The sequence below is a fragment of the Bacillus sp. FSL K6-3200 genome (genome assembly GCF_038630485.1).
GTDB lineage: Bacteria > Bacillota > Bacilli > Bacillales > Bacillaceae > Bacillus > Bacillus safensis.
On sequence record NZ_CP152032.1, the window covers coordinates 2,593,839 to 2,610,610 of the forward strand.

The window sequence follows — 16,772 nt, forward strand, 5'->3', positions numbered from 1 at the left end:
ATTTTTTTGTAGACGTTCACAATTCAAACATATCAACCGCTCAGCGCCCCAAACACATACTCATTTCTCATCAATTCCCCACGAAAAAATTGAATGAAGGATGACAGCGTTTGACAAAAAAAGTACAATAGTTTCGGTACAGTTATGACATGTCCTATAATAGTGGATGTGCGTGTAAAGAAAAAACCCTTCAAAAAGGGAGGTAGTCATTTGTCAATCAAGAATATTTTCAGTAAAAAGAAAAAATATGCATCTGTACCCTCTGAACAGGCAAGTCAAGATGTGCCTGAAGGCATCATGACCAAATGTCCGCAATGTAAAAAAATAATGCTCACCAAAGAACTAGATAAAAATTTACGTGTTTGTATGAATTGCGGCAGACATTTGCAAATGAATGCAAAACAGCGTATTGAAAGCCTTGTCGATGAAGGCACATTTGAAGAATTTAACGGGCACCTCATTTCAGCAAACCCGCTCGGTTTCCCAGGCTACGAAGAAAAGCTTGAGAAAGACAGAGAAAAAACATCTTTGAATGAAGCCATTGTCACAGGTAAAGGTGAAATTGAAGGTCAAAGTGCTGTGATTGCTGTCATGGATGCCACGTTCCGTATGGGCAGCATGGGATCCGTTGTTGGTGAAAAGATCACACTGGCAATCGAGAAAGCAAAAGCGGACAAGGTGCCTTTTATTATCTTTACTGCATCTGGCGGAGCGAGAATGCAAGAGGGAATTCTCAGTCTGATGCAGATGGCAAAAACAAGTTCAGCGTTAAAACTGTTCAGCGAGGATCAAGGTTTGATTATCTCTGTGATGACGAACCCAACAACTGGCGGTGTATCAGCTAGTTTTGCGTCTCTCGGTGATTACAATTTTGCAGAACCTGGTGCTTTAATTGGTTTTGCAGGCCGCAGAATCATTGAACAAACGATTCGTGAAGACCTGCCAGAGGACTTCCAAACGGCTGAATTTTTAATGAAGCATGGACAGCTTGATGCTGTGATCCATCGTGCAGAAATGAAAGAAACACTAGGCCGAATCTTAGCGCTACACAGCACAGGAGGTGAACGAGAGTGGCTGGAGAACTAGAATTTGAAAAACCTGTCATTGAACTTCGAGCGAAAATTGATGAACTGAAAAAGTTCACACAAAACTCAGAAATGGATTTAAGTGCAGAAATTGAGCGCCTTGAAACACGTCTGAGCAAGCTTGAAGCAGACATTTATACAAATTTAAAGCCGTGGGACAGAGTGCAGATTGCTCGGCATGCGATGCGCCCAACAACTCTCGATTACATTCAAGAGCTGTTTGACAACTTTTTCGAATGTCACGGTGACCGTTTTTATGGTGATGATGAAGCGATCGTTGGAGGAATTGCCACGTTTAAAGGGCTTCCTGTCACTGTTATTGGCCATCAGCGCGGTAAAGATACAAAAGAAAATTTGCGCCGTAATTTCGGAATGCCTCATCCAGAAGGCTACCGTAAAGCGCTGCGCTTGATGAAACAAGCAGATAAATTTAATCGCCCGATCATTTGCTTTATTGATACAAAAGGAGCTTATCCTGGTAAAGCAGCTGAAGAGCGCGGACAAAGTGAAGCAATTGCGAAAAACCTATTCGAAATGGCAGGACTTCGTGTACCAGTTGTCTGTATTGTCATTGGAGAAGGCGGAAGTGGCGGCGCACTAGGCTTAGGCGTAGGAAACCACCTATTTATGCTAGAAAACTCAACGTATTCAGTGATTTCACCTGAAGGTGCAGCAGCACTGCTCTGGAAGGACTCATCACTTGCGAAAAAAGCTGCAGAATCAATGAAAATTACCGCTCCTGACCTAAAAGAATTAGATATTATTGATGATGTTATTAAAGAAGTGCAAGGTGGAGCACATCGAGACGTGAAACAACAAGCAGCTTACATGGAAAAAACATTAAAACAATCACTTACATCTTTGCTCAAACTAACGCCTGAAGAACTAGTCGAACAAAGATATGAAAAATACAAAGCAATCGGGAAAGTATCGATTGAAAATCAATATATTGGGGTAAACTAAATAAACGTACAGCCTTTTTGGCTGGCGTTTATTTTTTTTCATCTTTTTTCATGAAAATCGACCTCGTGTAAGCGCTATTTGAAAATAATTTTCTTTTGTTTTCATAAAATTTGAAACGTCTGAAAACCTTGATATGATAAGGTTTATCGCACTTGTCTCTGCGGATTTCAGAGAGATTTGCTTTCATGACGTTCTTAACTTTTGTTTAAAAACGGTTTATTTAATTGTATAATAAGTACGGTTTTAGAAATTCGTATTGAAAACATCCAAATTTGCTCATGATTGTTTTCAAGCAGTGGAAATGGTATGTTTAATTCATATTGTCTCTGAGGTGAAAAAGATGAAGCGTATAGGAGTTTTAACAAGCGGTGGGGATTCCCCAGGAATGAATGCAGCTGTGCGCGCAGTTGTAAGGAAAGCAATTTACCATAATGTTGAAGTTTACGGTATTTATAATGGATACTCAGGTCTAATTAACGGTAAAATTGAGAAACTCGAAATAGGTTCAGTAGGCGATATCATTCATCGTGGAGGAACAAAACTTTACACGGCAAGATGTCCTGAATTCAAGACAGTTGAAGGTCGTGAAAAAGGAATTGAAAACTTAAAAAAATTCGGTATTGAAGGACTTGTTGTCATTGGTGGAGACGGGTCATTTATGGGAGCAAAGAAATTAACTGAGCTCGGTTTTCCATGTGTAGGTGTCCCTGGCACGATTGACAACGATATTCCAGGTACTGATTTCACTATTGGTTTTGATACAGCACTGAATACTGTCATTGATGCCATTGATAAAATTCGTGATACAGCCACATCTCATGAACGTACATACGTAGTGGAAGTAATGGGAAGACATGCTGGTGATATTGCTCTTTGGTCAGGTCTTGCGGGCGGAGCAGAATCTATTTTGATTCCTGAAGCAGACTATGACATGGACGAAATTATTGCTAGGTTAAGAAGAGGGCACGAGCGCGGCAAGAAGCATAGTATCATCATCGTTGCAGAAGGCGTAGGCAGCGGTGTGGAATTTGGTAAGCGGATTGAAGAGGAGACAAGCCTTGAAACACGTGTATCTGTCTTAGGACATATTCAGCGCGGTGGTTCTCCGAGTGCGTTTGACCGTGTACTGGCAAGCCGTTTAGGAGCTTATGCAGTCGAGCTTCTTCTTGAAGGAAAAGGCGGACGCTGTGTAGGCATTCAAAGCAATGAACTTGTCCATCACGATATTTTAGAAATCTTAGATAAAAAACATACAGTCGATAAAAATATGTACCGACTTTCACAAGAGCTCTCTATATAAAACGAGAAGACCTTAGGAGGAACAGTAATGAGAAAGACAAAAATCGTTTGTACAATCGGTCCAGCAAGTGAAAGCATTGAAAAGCTGACTGAATTGATTGAAGCAGGAATGAATGTAGCCAGACTAAACTTCTCCCATGGAGATTTTGAAGAGCATGGTGCACGCATTGAAAACATACGTAAAGCAGGTAAAACATTAGGCAAGGACATTGCGATCCTTCTAGATACAAAAGGTCCAGAGATCCGTACACGTACAGTTGAAAACGGCTCAATTGAGCTAGTCGCTGGTGCTGATCTTATCGTGAGTATGGAAGACATTGTTGGAAATACGGAAAAAATTAGTGTGACGTACGAAGATTTAATTCATGATATAGAAGTAGGCTCAACGATTCTATTAGATGATGGTCTGATTGGTTTAGAAGTAAAAGAAATTAACATGGACCGCAAAGAAATCGTCACAAAAGTCATGAATACAGGCACACTCAAAAACAAAAAAGGTGTCAACATTCCTGGCGTCAGTGTAAACTTGCCTGGTATTACAGAAAAGGATGCCAATGATATTCTGTTTGGAATTGAACAAGGCGTCGATTTCATCGCAGCTTCTTTTGTGAGACGAGCTTCTGATGTTCTTGAAATTCGTGAGCTTCTTGAAAAGAACAATGCGGCTGATATTCAAATCATTCCTAAGATTGAAAACCAAGAGGGTGTTGATAACATCGACGAGATCCTTGAGGTATCTGACGGTTTAATGGTTGCGCGTGGAGATCTTGGTGTAGAGATCCCGGCAGAAGAAGTACCGCTTGTTCAAAAAATGCTGATCAAAAAATGCAATCGTTTAGGCAAGCCTGTCATCACAGCGACTCAAATGCTGGACAGCATGCAGCGTAACCCTCGTCCAACACGCGCGGAAGCAAGTGACGTGGCAAATGCTATTTTTGACGGCACAGATGCGATTATGCTTTCTGGTGAAACAGCAGCAGGAACATATCCAGTAGAAGCCGTACAAACAATGCATAACATTGCATCACGTTCAGAAGAAGCACTAAACTATAAAGCCATTCTTTCTCGCAGAAGCGAAGAAGTAGAAGTCAGCATTACAGATGCGATCGGTCAATCTGTTGCACATACAGCAATGAAGCTTGATGTAGCAGCCATTGTGACACCTACGGAAAGCGGACATACAGCAAGAATGATTTCAAAATATAGACCAAAAGCACCAATCGTAGCAGTTACTGCAAACGAATCAGTTGCGAGAAAGCTATCTCTTGTATTCGGTGTATTTGCAAAGAGCGGATCAAAAACGACGTCTACTGATGAAATGCTTGAGAATGCAGTAGAGAAGTCTATTGAAACAGGCTATGTAAGACACGGTGATTTAATCGTCATTACAGCAGGTGTGCCGGTTGGTGAAACAGGTACGACGAACTTAATGAAAGTATATGTTGTTGGTGACATTATTGCGAAAGGTCAAGGGATTGGCCGTAAATCTGCATTTGGACCGGTTGTCATTGCACAAAGCGGAAAAGAAGCAGAAGAAAAAATGTACGATGGTGCGATCCTAGTCGCAAACTGCACAGATCGTGATATGATGGGAGCTTTAGAAAAAGCATCTGCCCTTATCACAGAAGAAGGCGGCTTAACAAGTCATGCAGCAGTTGTTGGACTAAGCCTCGGCATTCCAGTGATTGTTGGTCTTGACAGCGCAACAACACTATTAAAAGAAGGCGAAGAGATTACAGTAGATCCAGCACGCGGAGCGATCTACAAAGGCCGTGCAAGCGTCCTTTAAATCATACTAGAGGGGAGTTGTCTGACTCCTCTCTTTTTTTATGTTACACTAAAAAAAGTAAACAGCTTTTGATGAAAGATACCCCATGAGGTGATATGGTTGAAGAAATATTTTCTACTATTATTAATTCTGTTCCCTGCGGTGGAAATTAGTTTATTTTTAATCTCAAGTAAAATCATTGGCATTTTGCCAACGATGCTGCTCATCGTGCTGACAAGTGCATTAGGTGCTTATTTCGCAAGAAAACAAGGAATAGAAGCCTTCCAAAAAGTGCAGCGAGATTTGCAATATGGCAAGATGCCAGGGGGAGCGATTGTCGATGGTTTTTGTATTCTAATCGGTGGTCTGCTGCTGCTCATTCCAGGCTTCTTATCGGATATCATTGGGGCTTTGCTGCTCATTCCGGTGACGAGAAAGGGAATCAAGCCGCTCTTTGAACGCTGGCTTAGAAACATGTCTAATCGTAACCGCTATACGATCATTCGCTAAAGAGACCTTCAGCTGAAGGTCTCTTTTATTTTTGCATGCCATACCGAATGTACTCATAAATATCTCTGAAAACTCCTGCATTACGGAATGCCTGCCACACGACAAGGGAGGCAGGGCCAATCACAAGTCCTAGAAAACCAAACCATTTTAACCCGACAAATAGCGCCACAAGCGTTGCTAAAGGATTAAGTCCGATGGATTTGCTTAAGACTTTTGGCTCTGATATTTGTCTTTGAATGAGGACGACAATATACAAAATGCCTAGGCCAATGGCGAGTGAAAGATTTCCTGTCATGGCAGAATAAATGATCCATGGTAGAAATACAGTGCCGCTTCCGATGTATGGAAGTAAATCGACGAGCCCAATACATAATGCAATCACAAGGGCATGTTCGACTTTTAAAATGATGAGTCCAATCAACACAATACCAATCGTCATGGCGACAAGAAGAAGCTGTGCCTTCATAAAGCCGGTAATGGCTTTTTTGATTTCAGATAAAATGGCGCGTGTATGCTGCATCCATTTTGCGGGAAAGATACGTGAGCCATATGATTTTAACGTAAACCAATCTTTCGTGATAAAAAAAGTTGCGAGAGCAGAAAATAACAGAGTGGCTGCTGCATCAGGCAAAAGACCTAAAAACGCTGGAATAAGCTCGAGTGTTTTTGAAAGAAAAGTCCCGATTTTTGCGGCAGCTTCATCACCGAGTGCTTGAATTTGTCCCAAAATCGATTCCTTTTGACCTGCTTGAAGTGTATTAAATTGGGCCGTCATATCATGATATAAAGGCAGAATCTTGTCTGTGAAAAATTGCTCTACAATACCAATCATTTGATCAAGATGGCCAGGCAGCACTTTTGCCAAATAAGCACTTCCTGAAATGATTTCCGCAACTAAAAGCGTCATTAAGCCGGCGGCTGCGACTAAAAAGAGCAAGAGCACAATGACCACAACAAGTCCTCTCGGCATCCCGGTGATCTCTTCGATTTTGCATACGGCAGGATGAATTAAACAAGACACGATAAGGGCGATCCAAAAAGGATATAAAAACGGAAAAGACTGATATAAAAAGACAACCGCAAAAACAGCAATGCTGATCATCATCAAACTTCGCAGAAAAATGGCTACATAGGCGTGATTCACACAATCCCCTCCAAAAAACAAGCATGTCCGATACTTCATTTTATTCAAAAATATTAGTAATATGAAAAGGTCGCAATAAAAAGAAAGAAAGGAGCGGCGTATGTTTACTCAAGCAAATTTGTTTTTGGTTCTTTTACTCGTTATTGCACTTATTGCAAAAAACAATTCGTTAATTTTAGCGGTCTCTGTGCTGATTGCGATTAAGCTGATTGGCCTGGATCAAAAAATATTCCCGGTTCTCCAATCTAAAGGCATTAATTGGGGAGTCACCGTCATTACTATTGCTGTGCTGGTCCCGATTGCAACAGGTGACATTGGATTTAAGCAGCTTGGAGAAGCGATGAAATCTTCCTATGCTTGGATAGCTCTTGGAGCGGGTATATTAGTAGCATTAATTGCAAAAAACGGCATTGTGCTACTCGAAAATGATCCGCATATTACGGCAGCGCTTGTGTTTGGTACCATTTTGGCAGTCAGCTTATTTAAAGGTGTGGCTGTTGGACCGCTTATCGGGGCAGGAATTGCTTATTTGGCGATGCAGGCTGTGAAATTTTTCAGCGGGTGAAAAGAGAGTGGTTCACGCCACTTTCTTTTTTAAATTTTTTCTTGCGTGAGCTTTTGCAAAAAAACATAATTAAATATATTAAAAGAAGCAAAATCCCTTTATTCCATGCCTGATATGGAAGACTGGAAAAAAAAATATCAAAAAAAATTATAGTTAAACATTTAACAAATGTCTGATTATTGTTTATAATGGGAATAGGCTTAATTTTGAACTCATTGATCACACAAGAGATATGAGGCTAAAAGCGCTCTAACCGTATAGGTAAATGTAAGCATTTTCTTTTATGAATCTGCCATTTTATTCGGATTGGATAGCGCTTTCAAAAAATGAGAATTCTGCAACGAAGGGGAATCTTTTTAAAAAGGGGAGATTGAACATGACAGCAACAAGAGGTCTTGAAGGTATCGTGGCAACAACTTCATCCGTAAGCTCAATTATTGATGATACTCTTACTTATGTAGGGTACAATATCGATGATTTAACTGAAAAAGCTACATTCGAAGAAATTGTCTACCTGTTATGGCACTTAAAGCTGCCGAATGAGCAGGAGCTGAGTGAATTAAAACAGCAGCTCAATGAAAATGCTCAGATTCCGCAAGAAATCATTGAGCATTTTAAATCTTATTCGCTCGATGGGGTTCATCCAATGTCTGCGATTCGTACAGCGGTATCCTTACTAGGTTTACTCGATGACGAATCAGAGATTATGGACAAAGAAGCGAATTACAGAAAGGCGATTCGCTTACAGGCGAAAATTTCTGGACTAGTCGCTGCGTTTTCACGTATTCGCAAGGGACTTGAGCCTGTACAGCCAAAAGAAGAATACAGCTATGCTGCAAACTTCTTGTATATGCTAAATGGCGAAGAGCCGTCACCAGTAGAAATTGAAGCCATTGATAAGGCACTTATTCTACATGCGGATCATGAATTAAACGCATCGACATTTACAGCACGTGTATGTGTTGCTACACTATCAGATATCTACTCTGGTGTGACAGCGGCTATCGGTGCGCTGAAAGGACCGCTTCATGGCGGCGCTAATGAAGGCGTGATGAAGATGCTTTCAGAAATTGGCGAAGTTGAAAACGTAGATTCCTATATTCATGGTAAGCTAGAAAAGAAAGAAAAAATTATGGGCTTTGGCCACCGTGTATACCGTCAAGGTGACCCGCGTGCAAAGCATCTAAAAGAAATGAGCCAGCGTTTAACAAATCTCACTGGCGAGCCGAAATGGTATGAAATGTCTGTTCGCGCAGAGGAAATCGTGACATCAGAGAAAAATCTTCCGCCAAATGTTGATTTTTATTCTGCATCTGTATATCACAGTCTTGGTATTGATCATGACTTGTTTACACCAATTTTCGTGATCAGCCGATTCTCTGGATGGATTGCTCACATTCTAGAGCAATATGACAACAACCGTCTCATCCGTCCAAGAGCTGACTACATTGGACCTGATCTTCAAACCTTTGTTCCGATCAGTGAAAGAGACTAATGTTTATAGAATAAGCGGGGGCTGATTTCAAAAGGCCAATCAGCCTCTATATCAACAAAAAAACGAATCACGTGAAAAACTTTTTTGCTTGCAGACATCAAGCCAAGAAGTTTCAAATATTCACTACATAACCTGGGAGGTAATATCATTGTCACAAGGCGAAAAAATTACAGTTACTGGCGGCGTATTGAATGTACCAAATAATCCAATTATCCCGTTTATCGAAGGGGACGGAATCGGTCCTGACATTTGGAAAGCAGCATCAAGAGTACTTGAAGCAGCTGTAGAAAAAGCTTATAAAGGTGAAAAGCAAATCACTTGGAAAGAAGTATATGCAGGTGAGAAAGCTTACAATAAAACTGGAGAGTGGCTTCCTGAGCAAACGCTTGAAGACATTCGTGAATATTTAATTGCAATTAAAGGACCACTAACAACACCAATTGGCGGAGGAATCCGTTCATTAAACGTGGCACTTAGACAAGAGCTTGATTTATTCACATGCTTACGTCCAGTTCGCTGGTTCAAAGGCGTACCTTCTCCTGTGAAACGTCCAGAAGACACAGATATGGTGATCTTCCGTGAGAACACAGAAGATATCTATGCAGGTATCGAGTATGCAAAAGGTTCAGACGAAGTGAAGAAGTTAATTGACTTCTTGAAAAACGAATTAGGTGTGAACAAAATCCGTTTCCCAGAAACGTCAGGTATCGGAATCAAGCCAGTTTCTGAAGAGGGAACATCCCGTCTTGTCAGAGCGGCTATCCAATATGCAATTGACCAAGGCCGTAAATCTGTGACGCTTGTTCACAAAGGAAACATCATGAAATTTACAGAAGGTGCCTTCAAAAACTGGGGCTACGAAGTGGCTGAAAAAGAGTTTGGCGACAAGGTCTTTACATGGGCACAATATGATCGTATTGTAGAACAAGATGGAAAAGATGCGGCAAACAAAGCGCAAAGTGAAGCAGAAGCTGCTGGCAAAATCATTGTCAAAGACAGCATTGCAGATATTTTCCTTCAACAAATCCTAACTCGTCCAGCTGAGTTCGATGTTGTGGCTACAATGAACTTAAATGGAGATTACATCTCTGATGCACTTGCAGCACAAGTTGGTGGAATTGGTATCGCACCAGGTGCGAACATCAACTACGAAACAGGACACGCTATTTTTGAAGCGACTCACGGAACAGCACCAAAATATGCTGGTCTTGATAAAGTGAATCCATCTTCTGTTCTTCTATCAGGCGTGCTTTTACTTGAGCACCTTGGCTGGCAGGAAGCAGCTGATCTAGTGATTCAATCTGTTGAAAAAACAATTGCATCTAAAGTCGTCACGTACGATTTTGCTAGATTAATGGATGGCGCAACAGAAGTAAAATGTTCTGAGTTTGCTGACGAGCTCATCAAAAACTTGTCTTGATTCTTAAACTTTAAAGTTAAAGGGGAAAAAGGAAATGGCAAACAAGCGTAAAAAAGTATCTGTCATCGGAGCAGGTTTTACTGGAGCAACTACAGCATTTCTAACAGCTCAAAAAGAATTAGCGGATGTCGTATTAGTTGATATCCCGCAGCTTGAGAACCCAACAAAAGGGAAAGCACTTGATATGCTGGAAGCAAGCCCTGTTCAAGGCTTCGATGCGAACATTACAGGCACTTCTAACTACGAAGATACAGCCGGTTCTGATGTCGTGGTCATTACGGCAGGAATTGCAAGAAAGCCGGGAATGAGCCGTGACGATCTCGTGTCAACAAATGAAAAAATCATGCGCAGCGTGACACGCGAAATCGTTAAATATTCTCCAGAAGCCATTATTGTTGTGTTAACAAACCCTGTTGATGCAATGACATATGCAGTTTATAAAGAATCAGGATTACCAAAAGAAAAAGTCATTGGACAGTCGGGCATTCTTGATACAGCACGTTTCCGTACGTTTGTTGCTCAAGAATTAAACCTATCTGTCAAAGATGTGACGGGCTTTGTCCTTGGTGGACATGGCGACGACATGGTCCCGCTTGTTCGTTACTCTTATGCAGGCGGTATCCCGCTTGAAACATTGATTCCAAAAGATCGAATTGATGCGATTGTTGAAAGAACAAGAAAAGGCGGCGGCGAAATCGTAAACCTATTAGGTAACGGTAGTGCCTATTATGCACCTGCTGCTTCACTAGTAGAAATGGTTGAGGCGATTCTAAAAGATCAGCGCCGCGTCATCCCAACGATTGCATACCTTGAAGGTGAATATGGCTACGAAGGCATTTACCTTGGAGTACCAACAATCGTAGGTGGAAACGGCCTTGAGCAGATCATTGAGCTTGAGCTGACAGAAGAAGAAAGAAGTCAGCTTGACCGTTCGGTTGAATCTGTTAAGAACGTCATGAAAGTATTGTCTTAATATGAAAAAAAGAAGGCTTCTCTTATGAGGGGCCTTCTTTTTGTTTACAAAACAAATCTTGTCGAAATTTTAAATTGTCCTCTTGTTAAGCTTTCGTTAAAATGAAAGAGAAAGCATGACTTCTCGCTTTTCACATAAGATACAAAAAAACGGATGCAGGGGAAATCACTAATTGGAGGCACAACATGAATAAAAAAATATTAGTTGTGGATGATGAAGAATCGATTGTAACACTTCTAAGCTATAACCTTGAAAGGGCGGGCTATGATGTCGTCACAGCAAGAGATGGCGAAGAAGCGCTTGAAAAAGCAGCAAGTGAACAGCCTGATCTCATTGTATTAGATTTAATGCTTCCGAAGATGGACGGCATTGAAGTGTGCAAACAACTGAGAATTCAAAAAATGATGTTCCCTATTTTAATGCTGACAGCAAAGGACGATGAATTTGATAAGGTGCTCGGTCTTGAACTTGGAGCCGATGATTACATGACAAAGCCATTCAGTCCTAGAGAAGTTGGTGCGCGGGTAAAAGCCATCTTGAGAAGAGCGCAGCAATCTCAGCCTGTTCCCACGCAAGAGGAGAAGGAAGAGGTCATTGCAGACCAAATCAAAATTGGTGAACTGCGCATTTTACCAGAACACTACGAAGTCTACTTCCAAGAAGAACGCCTAGAGCTTACGCCGAAGGAATTTGAACTGCTGCTTTATTTGGCCAAGCATAAAGGACGTGTCCTCACACGTGATCTGCTGCTCAGTGCCGTTTGGAATTATGACTTTGCAGGTGACACTCGTATTGTGGATGTGCATATCAGCCACTTGCGGGACAAAATTGAAAAGAACACGAAAAAACCAACATATATTAAAACCATTCGCGGCTTAGGCTACAAATTGGAGGAGCCAAAGCCAAATGAGTAAAATTAGAACCCGCCTGTTTTCGGGACTTATTTTTCTCCTTTTTATTGTGTTTGTTGCACTTGGCCTTTTTTTGGATCACATGTTCCATGTTTTTTATGAAACAAAATTAACGGAACGAATGGAAAATGAATCGAGCTTTCTTCTTTCTTCCATGGATGGTGATGATCTGCAGGCGAAGCAAAACAAAGAAATCCTTAATCAGGCAAAGCAGCATCTCGATATGAATGCGTCAATTGTGGATCTGAAGGGGAATATCATACATACAACAGGTCAAGCGGAGCAAAGGGGCATCATTCAAAACACATTGAACAATGAACGACTTCAAACAAAAGGAGTCGTCATTGAGGATGAGAAGGATGCACTGTTTCATTACGCAGTCCCTATCCTGAAACAAAACGAACCGGCAGGCTATTTATTTCTCCATGCGTCATTCCAGCCTTTAAATGAAATTGACGGCCAGCTTTGGCTCGCATTAGCCGTTTGTCTTAGCTCGGCGATTATTATCATCGTTTTCTTTGGATACCGCATGTCGATGAAATATGTAAAACCGATAGATTATGCCACAAAGGTAGCCAAACAGCTGGAACGCGGGAACTATGATACCAATCATTATGAAGAGCTGATCATTGAAACAAGTGAGCTTAATACATCAATGAAGCGCCTGGCAGAAAGTCTTCAAGAAATGACAAGCACGGGGGAGATGCAGCGAGACCGTCTGCAAACAGTCATTGAAAACATCGGAGCAGGGATTATTTTGATTGATAAGATGGGGTATATCAACCTAGTCAATCGAACCTTCCGCAAGCAGTTTAAAGTGCAAAAGCACATTTACATGCACAAGCTGTACCATGAAGCATTTACACATGAAGAAATTATTGAGCTGATTGACGAAATTTTCATGACAGAAACGAAGGTACGAAAGTTTTTACGCCTGGCCGTTGACATCGAACGGCGCTACTTCCAGGTGGATGGTGTTCCCATTTTAAGTACAGACGATGAATGGAAAGGAATTGTCCTTGTGTTTCATGACGTGACAGAAACAAAGCAGCTGGAGCAGATGCGAAAAGATTTTGTCGCCAATGTGTCTCACGAATTAAAGACACCGATTACGTCGATTAAAGGATTCTCCGAAACTCTTCTTGATGGAGCGATTGATGACAAAGAAGCGCTGACACAATTCCTTTCCATCATTCTAAAAGAGAGTGTCCGTCTCGAAACTCTCATTCAAGATTTACTCGATCTTTCCAAAATCGAGCAGCAGCATTTCAAATTGAATATTCAAGACGCCAATGCGACAGAAATCATTCAAGAGATTGAAGTCCTTTTAAAACAAAAGGCCGCAGAAAAAGGCATTCAATTACAAGTGCGTATCCCGAAAGAGCCTGTCTATGTGATGGCAGATCCGCTGAGATTAAAGCAAATCTTCCTCAATCTCGTGAACAATGCCCTTACCTATACACCAGAGGGAGGGAGTGTCACCATTTCGGCAAGACCTCGGAAAGGCGCCTATGAATTTGATGTAGCAGATACAGGAATCGGCATGAAGAAAAGCGAGATTCCAAGAATATTTGAGAGATTTTATCGAATTGATAAAGATAGAAGTAGAAATTCAGGCGGTACAGGTCTTGGTCTTGCGATTGTCAAACACCTTGTGGAGGCGCATGAAGGGACGATTTCGGTCCATAGCAAACAAGGCAAAGGAACGACTTTTACAGTGAGTCTGAAATCAAAATAGTGAAAAAAGGAAAGTTGCGTTAAAATTTACATGATCTTTACAATGAATTCATGTTTAGTTAAACAATCATTGGTAGGATGAATAGGAACCCCTTCATCCAAGGAGCCAATTTTGTAAGGACGAAAACACTTGTTGTTTTCGTCCCTTTTTTATGCAGGTTCGACTATTTTCTTTTCAAAATAAACTTTGATAAAATGATGATACAATGTGTGAAAGAGACGGCTGAAATGGCTCAGCCGATGGAGGATTAAAACATGACAGACAAAAAGAAATTAGTACTAGTGGATGGAAACAGTCTCGCTTACCGAGCCTTTTTTGCTTTGCCGCTATTATCAAATGATAAAGGCGTTCATACAAACGCCATTTACGGCTTTGCAATGATTTTAATGAAGATGCTCGAGGACGAGAAGCCAACCCATATGCTCGTTGCATTTGATGCGGGAAAAACAACGTTCCGCCACGAGACATTTAAAGAATATAAAGGCGGAAGACAAAAAACGCCGCCAGAGCTATCAGAACAAATGCCGTTCATCCGTGAACTATTAGATGCCTATCAGGTAAAAAGGTACGAGCTTCCTCAATACGAGGCTGACGATATTATCGGGACATTGGCTGTGGAGGCAGAAAAAGACGGCTTTGAAGTCAAAATTTTCTCAGGAGATAAGGACTTAACGCAGCTCTCAACAGACCATACGACGGTGGCGATTACGAAAAAAGGCATTACAGAAGTAGAATATTACACACCGGCTCATATTGAAGAGAAATATGGACTGCGCCCAGATCAAATCATCGATATGAAAGGCTTGATGGGAGATTCCTCAGATAATATTCCAGGGGTGCCAGGTGTAGGTGAAAAAACAGCGATTAAATTGTTAAAGCAGTTTGAAACGGTTGAAAATCTGCTTGAACATATTGACGAAGTGAGCGGGAAAAAGCTAAAAGAAAAGCTTGAAGAATATAAAGATCAAGCGGTGATGAGTAAAAAACTCGCAACGATTCTTGTAGAAGCGCCAATTGATGTATCAAGCAAGGATCTCGCATATGAAGGCCCTCATATGGATCAAGTGATCTCTCTTTATAAAGAACTAGGCTTTCAAACGCTCCTAGAGCGTCTAGGAGAAGCACCAGAAACAGGAGAACAGGTCGAAGTAGAAGCATTAGAAGTGAAAAAAATGACGGATGTAACGGATGAGATGCTGACAGATCATGCCGCCCTTGTGGTAGAACAGCTAGGAGATAATTATCATGAAGCGGATTTGATCGGTTTTGCGATTCATAATGAATACGGTGCGTTTTTTATCACGAAAGAAGATGCGCTTCAATCAGACGCATTTAAACAATGGGTACAGGATGAAACGAAGAAGAAATGGGTCTTTGATTCAAAAAGAGCAGTTGTCGCCCTCAGATGGCATGATGTCGATCTAAAAGGTGTCGATAACGATGTCCTGCTCGCTTCCTATGTCGTCAACCCTCAGAAATCGTATGAGGACGTTGCAAGTGTGGCGAAGGAATACGGTCTCAACATCGCTCTTTCTGATGAAAAAGTGTACGGAAAAGGAGCAAAGCAGGCGATTCCACCTGAAGATGAACTGAAGGAACATCTTGGACGAAAAGCAGCGGCGATCTCTGCTCTGCATGATTTAACACTTGAAGCGTTAGAAAAAAATGATCAGCTTGAACTGTATGAAGACTTAGAGCTCCCGCTTGCCCTCATCTTAGGTGAAATGGAATCCCTTGGCGTAAAGGTAGATTTTGAGCGCCTAGAAAAGATGGGTGAAGAATTAACGAAAAAGCTGAAAGAATATGAAGAAACTATTCACCGCTTAGCAGGAGAAACGTTTAACATCAATTCTCCTAAACAGCTTGGCGTGATTCTTTTTGAAAAATTAGGTCTGCCGATTATTAAAAAGACAAAGACGGGCTACTCGACATCTGCGGATGTTCTCGAAAAGCTTGAAGATAAGCACGAAATCATTCGGTCCATTCTGCATTACCGCCAAATTGGAAAGCTGCAATCGACCTATGTGGAAGGCTTAATGAAAGTAACGCGCAAGGATACCCATAAAGTGCATACAAGATTTAATCAAGCACTCACACAAACAGGAAGATTAAGCTCAACAGATCCAAACCTGCAAAACATCCCGATTCGTTTAGAAGAAGGACGGAAGATTCGTCAAGCCTTCGTTCCTTCAAAAGAAGGCTGGCTCATGTTTGCTGCTGACTATTCACAAATTGAGCTGCGTGTACTCGCTCATATTTCTCAGGATGAGAATTTGATCGAAGCGTTTACGCAAGATATGGATATTCACACGAAAACAGCGATGGACGTGTTCCATGTCTCAGAAGAAGAAGTGACTTCCTCTATGAGAAGACAAGCCAAGGCTGTCAACTTCGGAATTGTATATGGAATCAGTGACTATGGATTATCTCAAAATCTTGGGATCACAAGAAAAGAAGCAGCTGCTTTTATCGAACGCTATTTAACAAGCTTTAAAGGCGTGAAAACCTATATGGAAGAGATCGTGCAGGAAGCGAAACAAAAAGGATATGTCACGACGCTTCTCAAACGCAGACGGTATATCCCGGATATCACAAGCCGTAATTTTAATATCAAAAGCTTTGCCGAACGAACAGCCATGAACACACCGATCCAAGGTAGTGCGGCTGATATTATTAAAAAAGCCATGATTGATATGGCGCGAAAGTTAAAAGAAGAAAACTTGCAGGCAAATCTTTTATTACAGGTGCACGATGAACTGATCTTCGAAGCACCGAAAGAAGAAATTGCCATACTTGAAAAAATTGTCCCTGAAGTCATGGAAAATGCACTTCAGCTAGATGTGCCGCTAAAAGTTGATTTTGCTTCAGGGCCATCTTGGTACGACGCAAAATAATAGAGAG

General features: G+C 41.3%; 13 protein-coding genes. 12 read left to right on the forward strand and 1 reads right to left on the reverse strand.

What is annotated here, in order from left to right:
- Positions 1-210 precede the first annotated feature (210 nt).
- From accD to MHI60_RS13240, 5 genes are all read left to right on the forward strand, one after another.
- The gene (accD, locus tag MHI60_RS13220) at positions 211-1,086 is read left to right on the forward strand and encodes an acetyl-CoA carboxylase, carboxyltransferase subunit beta (RefSeq protein ID WP_034279640.1); all 876 of its coding nucleotides are present in this window, start codon (positions 211-213) and stop codon (positions 1,084-1,086) included.
- Positions 1,071-2,048 carry an acetyl-CoA carboxylase carboxyl transferase subunit alpha gene (gene accA, locus MHI60_RS13225; protein ID WP_024424795.1) on the forward strand — a complete coding sequence of 326 codons (978 nt, stop codon included), beginning with the start codon at positions 1,071-1,073 and terminating at the stop codon, positions 2,046-2,048. The genes accD and accA overlap by 16 nt, the downstream gene beginning before the upstream one ends.
- A gap of 340 nt (positions 2,049-2,388) precedes the next feature.
- Positions 2,389-3,348 (forward strand): 6-phosphofructokinase, encoded by a 960-nt coding sequence (gene pfkA / locus MHI60_RS13230; RefSeq protein ID WP_041086887.1) that lies wholly within the window; start codon positions 2,389-2,391, stop codon positions 3,346-3,348.
- 27 nt (positions 3,349-3,375) lie between these two features.
- Positions 3,376-5,136, forward strand: a complete 1,761-nt coding sequence (gene pyk, locus MHI60_RS13235; protein WP_095409262.1) for a pyruvate kinase — start codon at positions 3,376-3,378, stop codon at positions 5,134-5,136.
- Between the two features lie 99 nt (positions 5,137-5,235).
- Positions 5,236-5,625 carry an FxsA family protein gene (locus tag MHI60_RS13240; protein WP_025092259.1) on the forward strand — a complete coding sequence of 130 codons (390 nt, stop codon included), beginning with the start codon at positions 5,236-5,238 and terminating at the stop codon, positions 5,623-5,625.
- Between the two features lie 25 nt (positions 5,626-5,650).
- Here the strand turns inward: MHI60_RS13240 and ytvI are convergent, their stop codons facing one another.
- Entirely contained in the window at positions 5,651-6,769 is a 1,119-nt protein-coding gene (gene ytvI, locus MHI60_RS13245) for a sporulation integral membrane protein YtvI (protein WP_144471349.1), read from the reverse strand.
- A 100-nt stretch (positions 6,770-6,869) separates the two neighbouring features.
- On the opposite strand from ytvI, the gene MHI60_RS13250 reads away from it, so the two are divergent.
- From MHI60_RS13250 to polA, 7 genes are all read left to right on the forward strand, one after another.
- Complete coding sequence (locus MHI60_RS13250; protein WP_007501699.1) at positions 6,870-7,334, forward strand: DUF441 domain-containing protein; 465 nt, start codon at positions 6,870-6,872, stop codon at positions 7,332-7,334.
- A gap of 376 nt (positions 7,335-7,710) precedes the next feature.
- A complete protein-coding gene (citZ, locus tag MHI60_RS13255) occupies positions 7,711-8,829 on the forward strand; it encodes a citrate synthase (protein ID WP_024424790.1) in 1,119 nt (372 codons plus the stop codon).
- Positions 8,830-8,977: 148 nt separating this feature from the next.
- Entirely contained in the window at positions 8,978-10,249 is a 1,272-nt protein-coding gene (gene icd, locus MHI60_RS13260) for an NADP-dependent isocitrate dehydrogenase (protein WP_024424789.1), read from the forward strand.
- A 34-nt stretch (positions 10,250-10,283) separates the two neighbouring features.
- Positions 10,284-11,222 (forward strand): malate dehydrogenase, encoded by a 939-nt coding sequence (gene mdh / locus MHI60_RS13265; protein WP_008356047.1) that lies wholly within the window; start codon positions 10,284-10,286, stop codon positions 11,220-11,222.
- A 185-nt stretch (positions 11,223-11,407) separates the two neighbouring features.
- The gene (locus MHI60_RS13270; protein ID WP_048239065.1) at positions 11,408-12,136 is read left to right on the forward strand and encodes a response regulator transcription factor; all 729 of its coding nucleotides are present in this window, start codon (positions 11,408-11,410) and stop codon (positions 12,134-12,136) included.
- Complete coding sequence (locus MHI60_RS13275) at positions 12,129-13,871, forward strand: ATP-binding protein (RefSeq protein WP_144484929.1); 1,743 nt, start codon at positions 12,129-12,131, stop codon at positions 13,869-13,871. The genes MHI60_RS13270 and MHI60_RS13275 overlap by 8 nt, the downstream gene beginning before the upstream one ends.
- A gap of 254 nt (positions 13,872-14,125) precedes the next feature.
- The gene (polA, locus tag MHI60_RS13280; RefSeq protein ID WP_144484927.1) at positions 14,126-16,765 is read left to right on the forward strand and encodes a DNA polymerase I; all 2,640 of its coding nucleotides are present in this window, start codon (positions 14,126-14,128) and stop codon (positions 16,763-16,765) included.
- Positions 16,766-16,772: the final 7 nt, after the last annotated feature.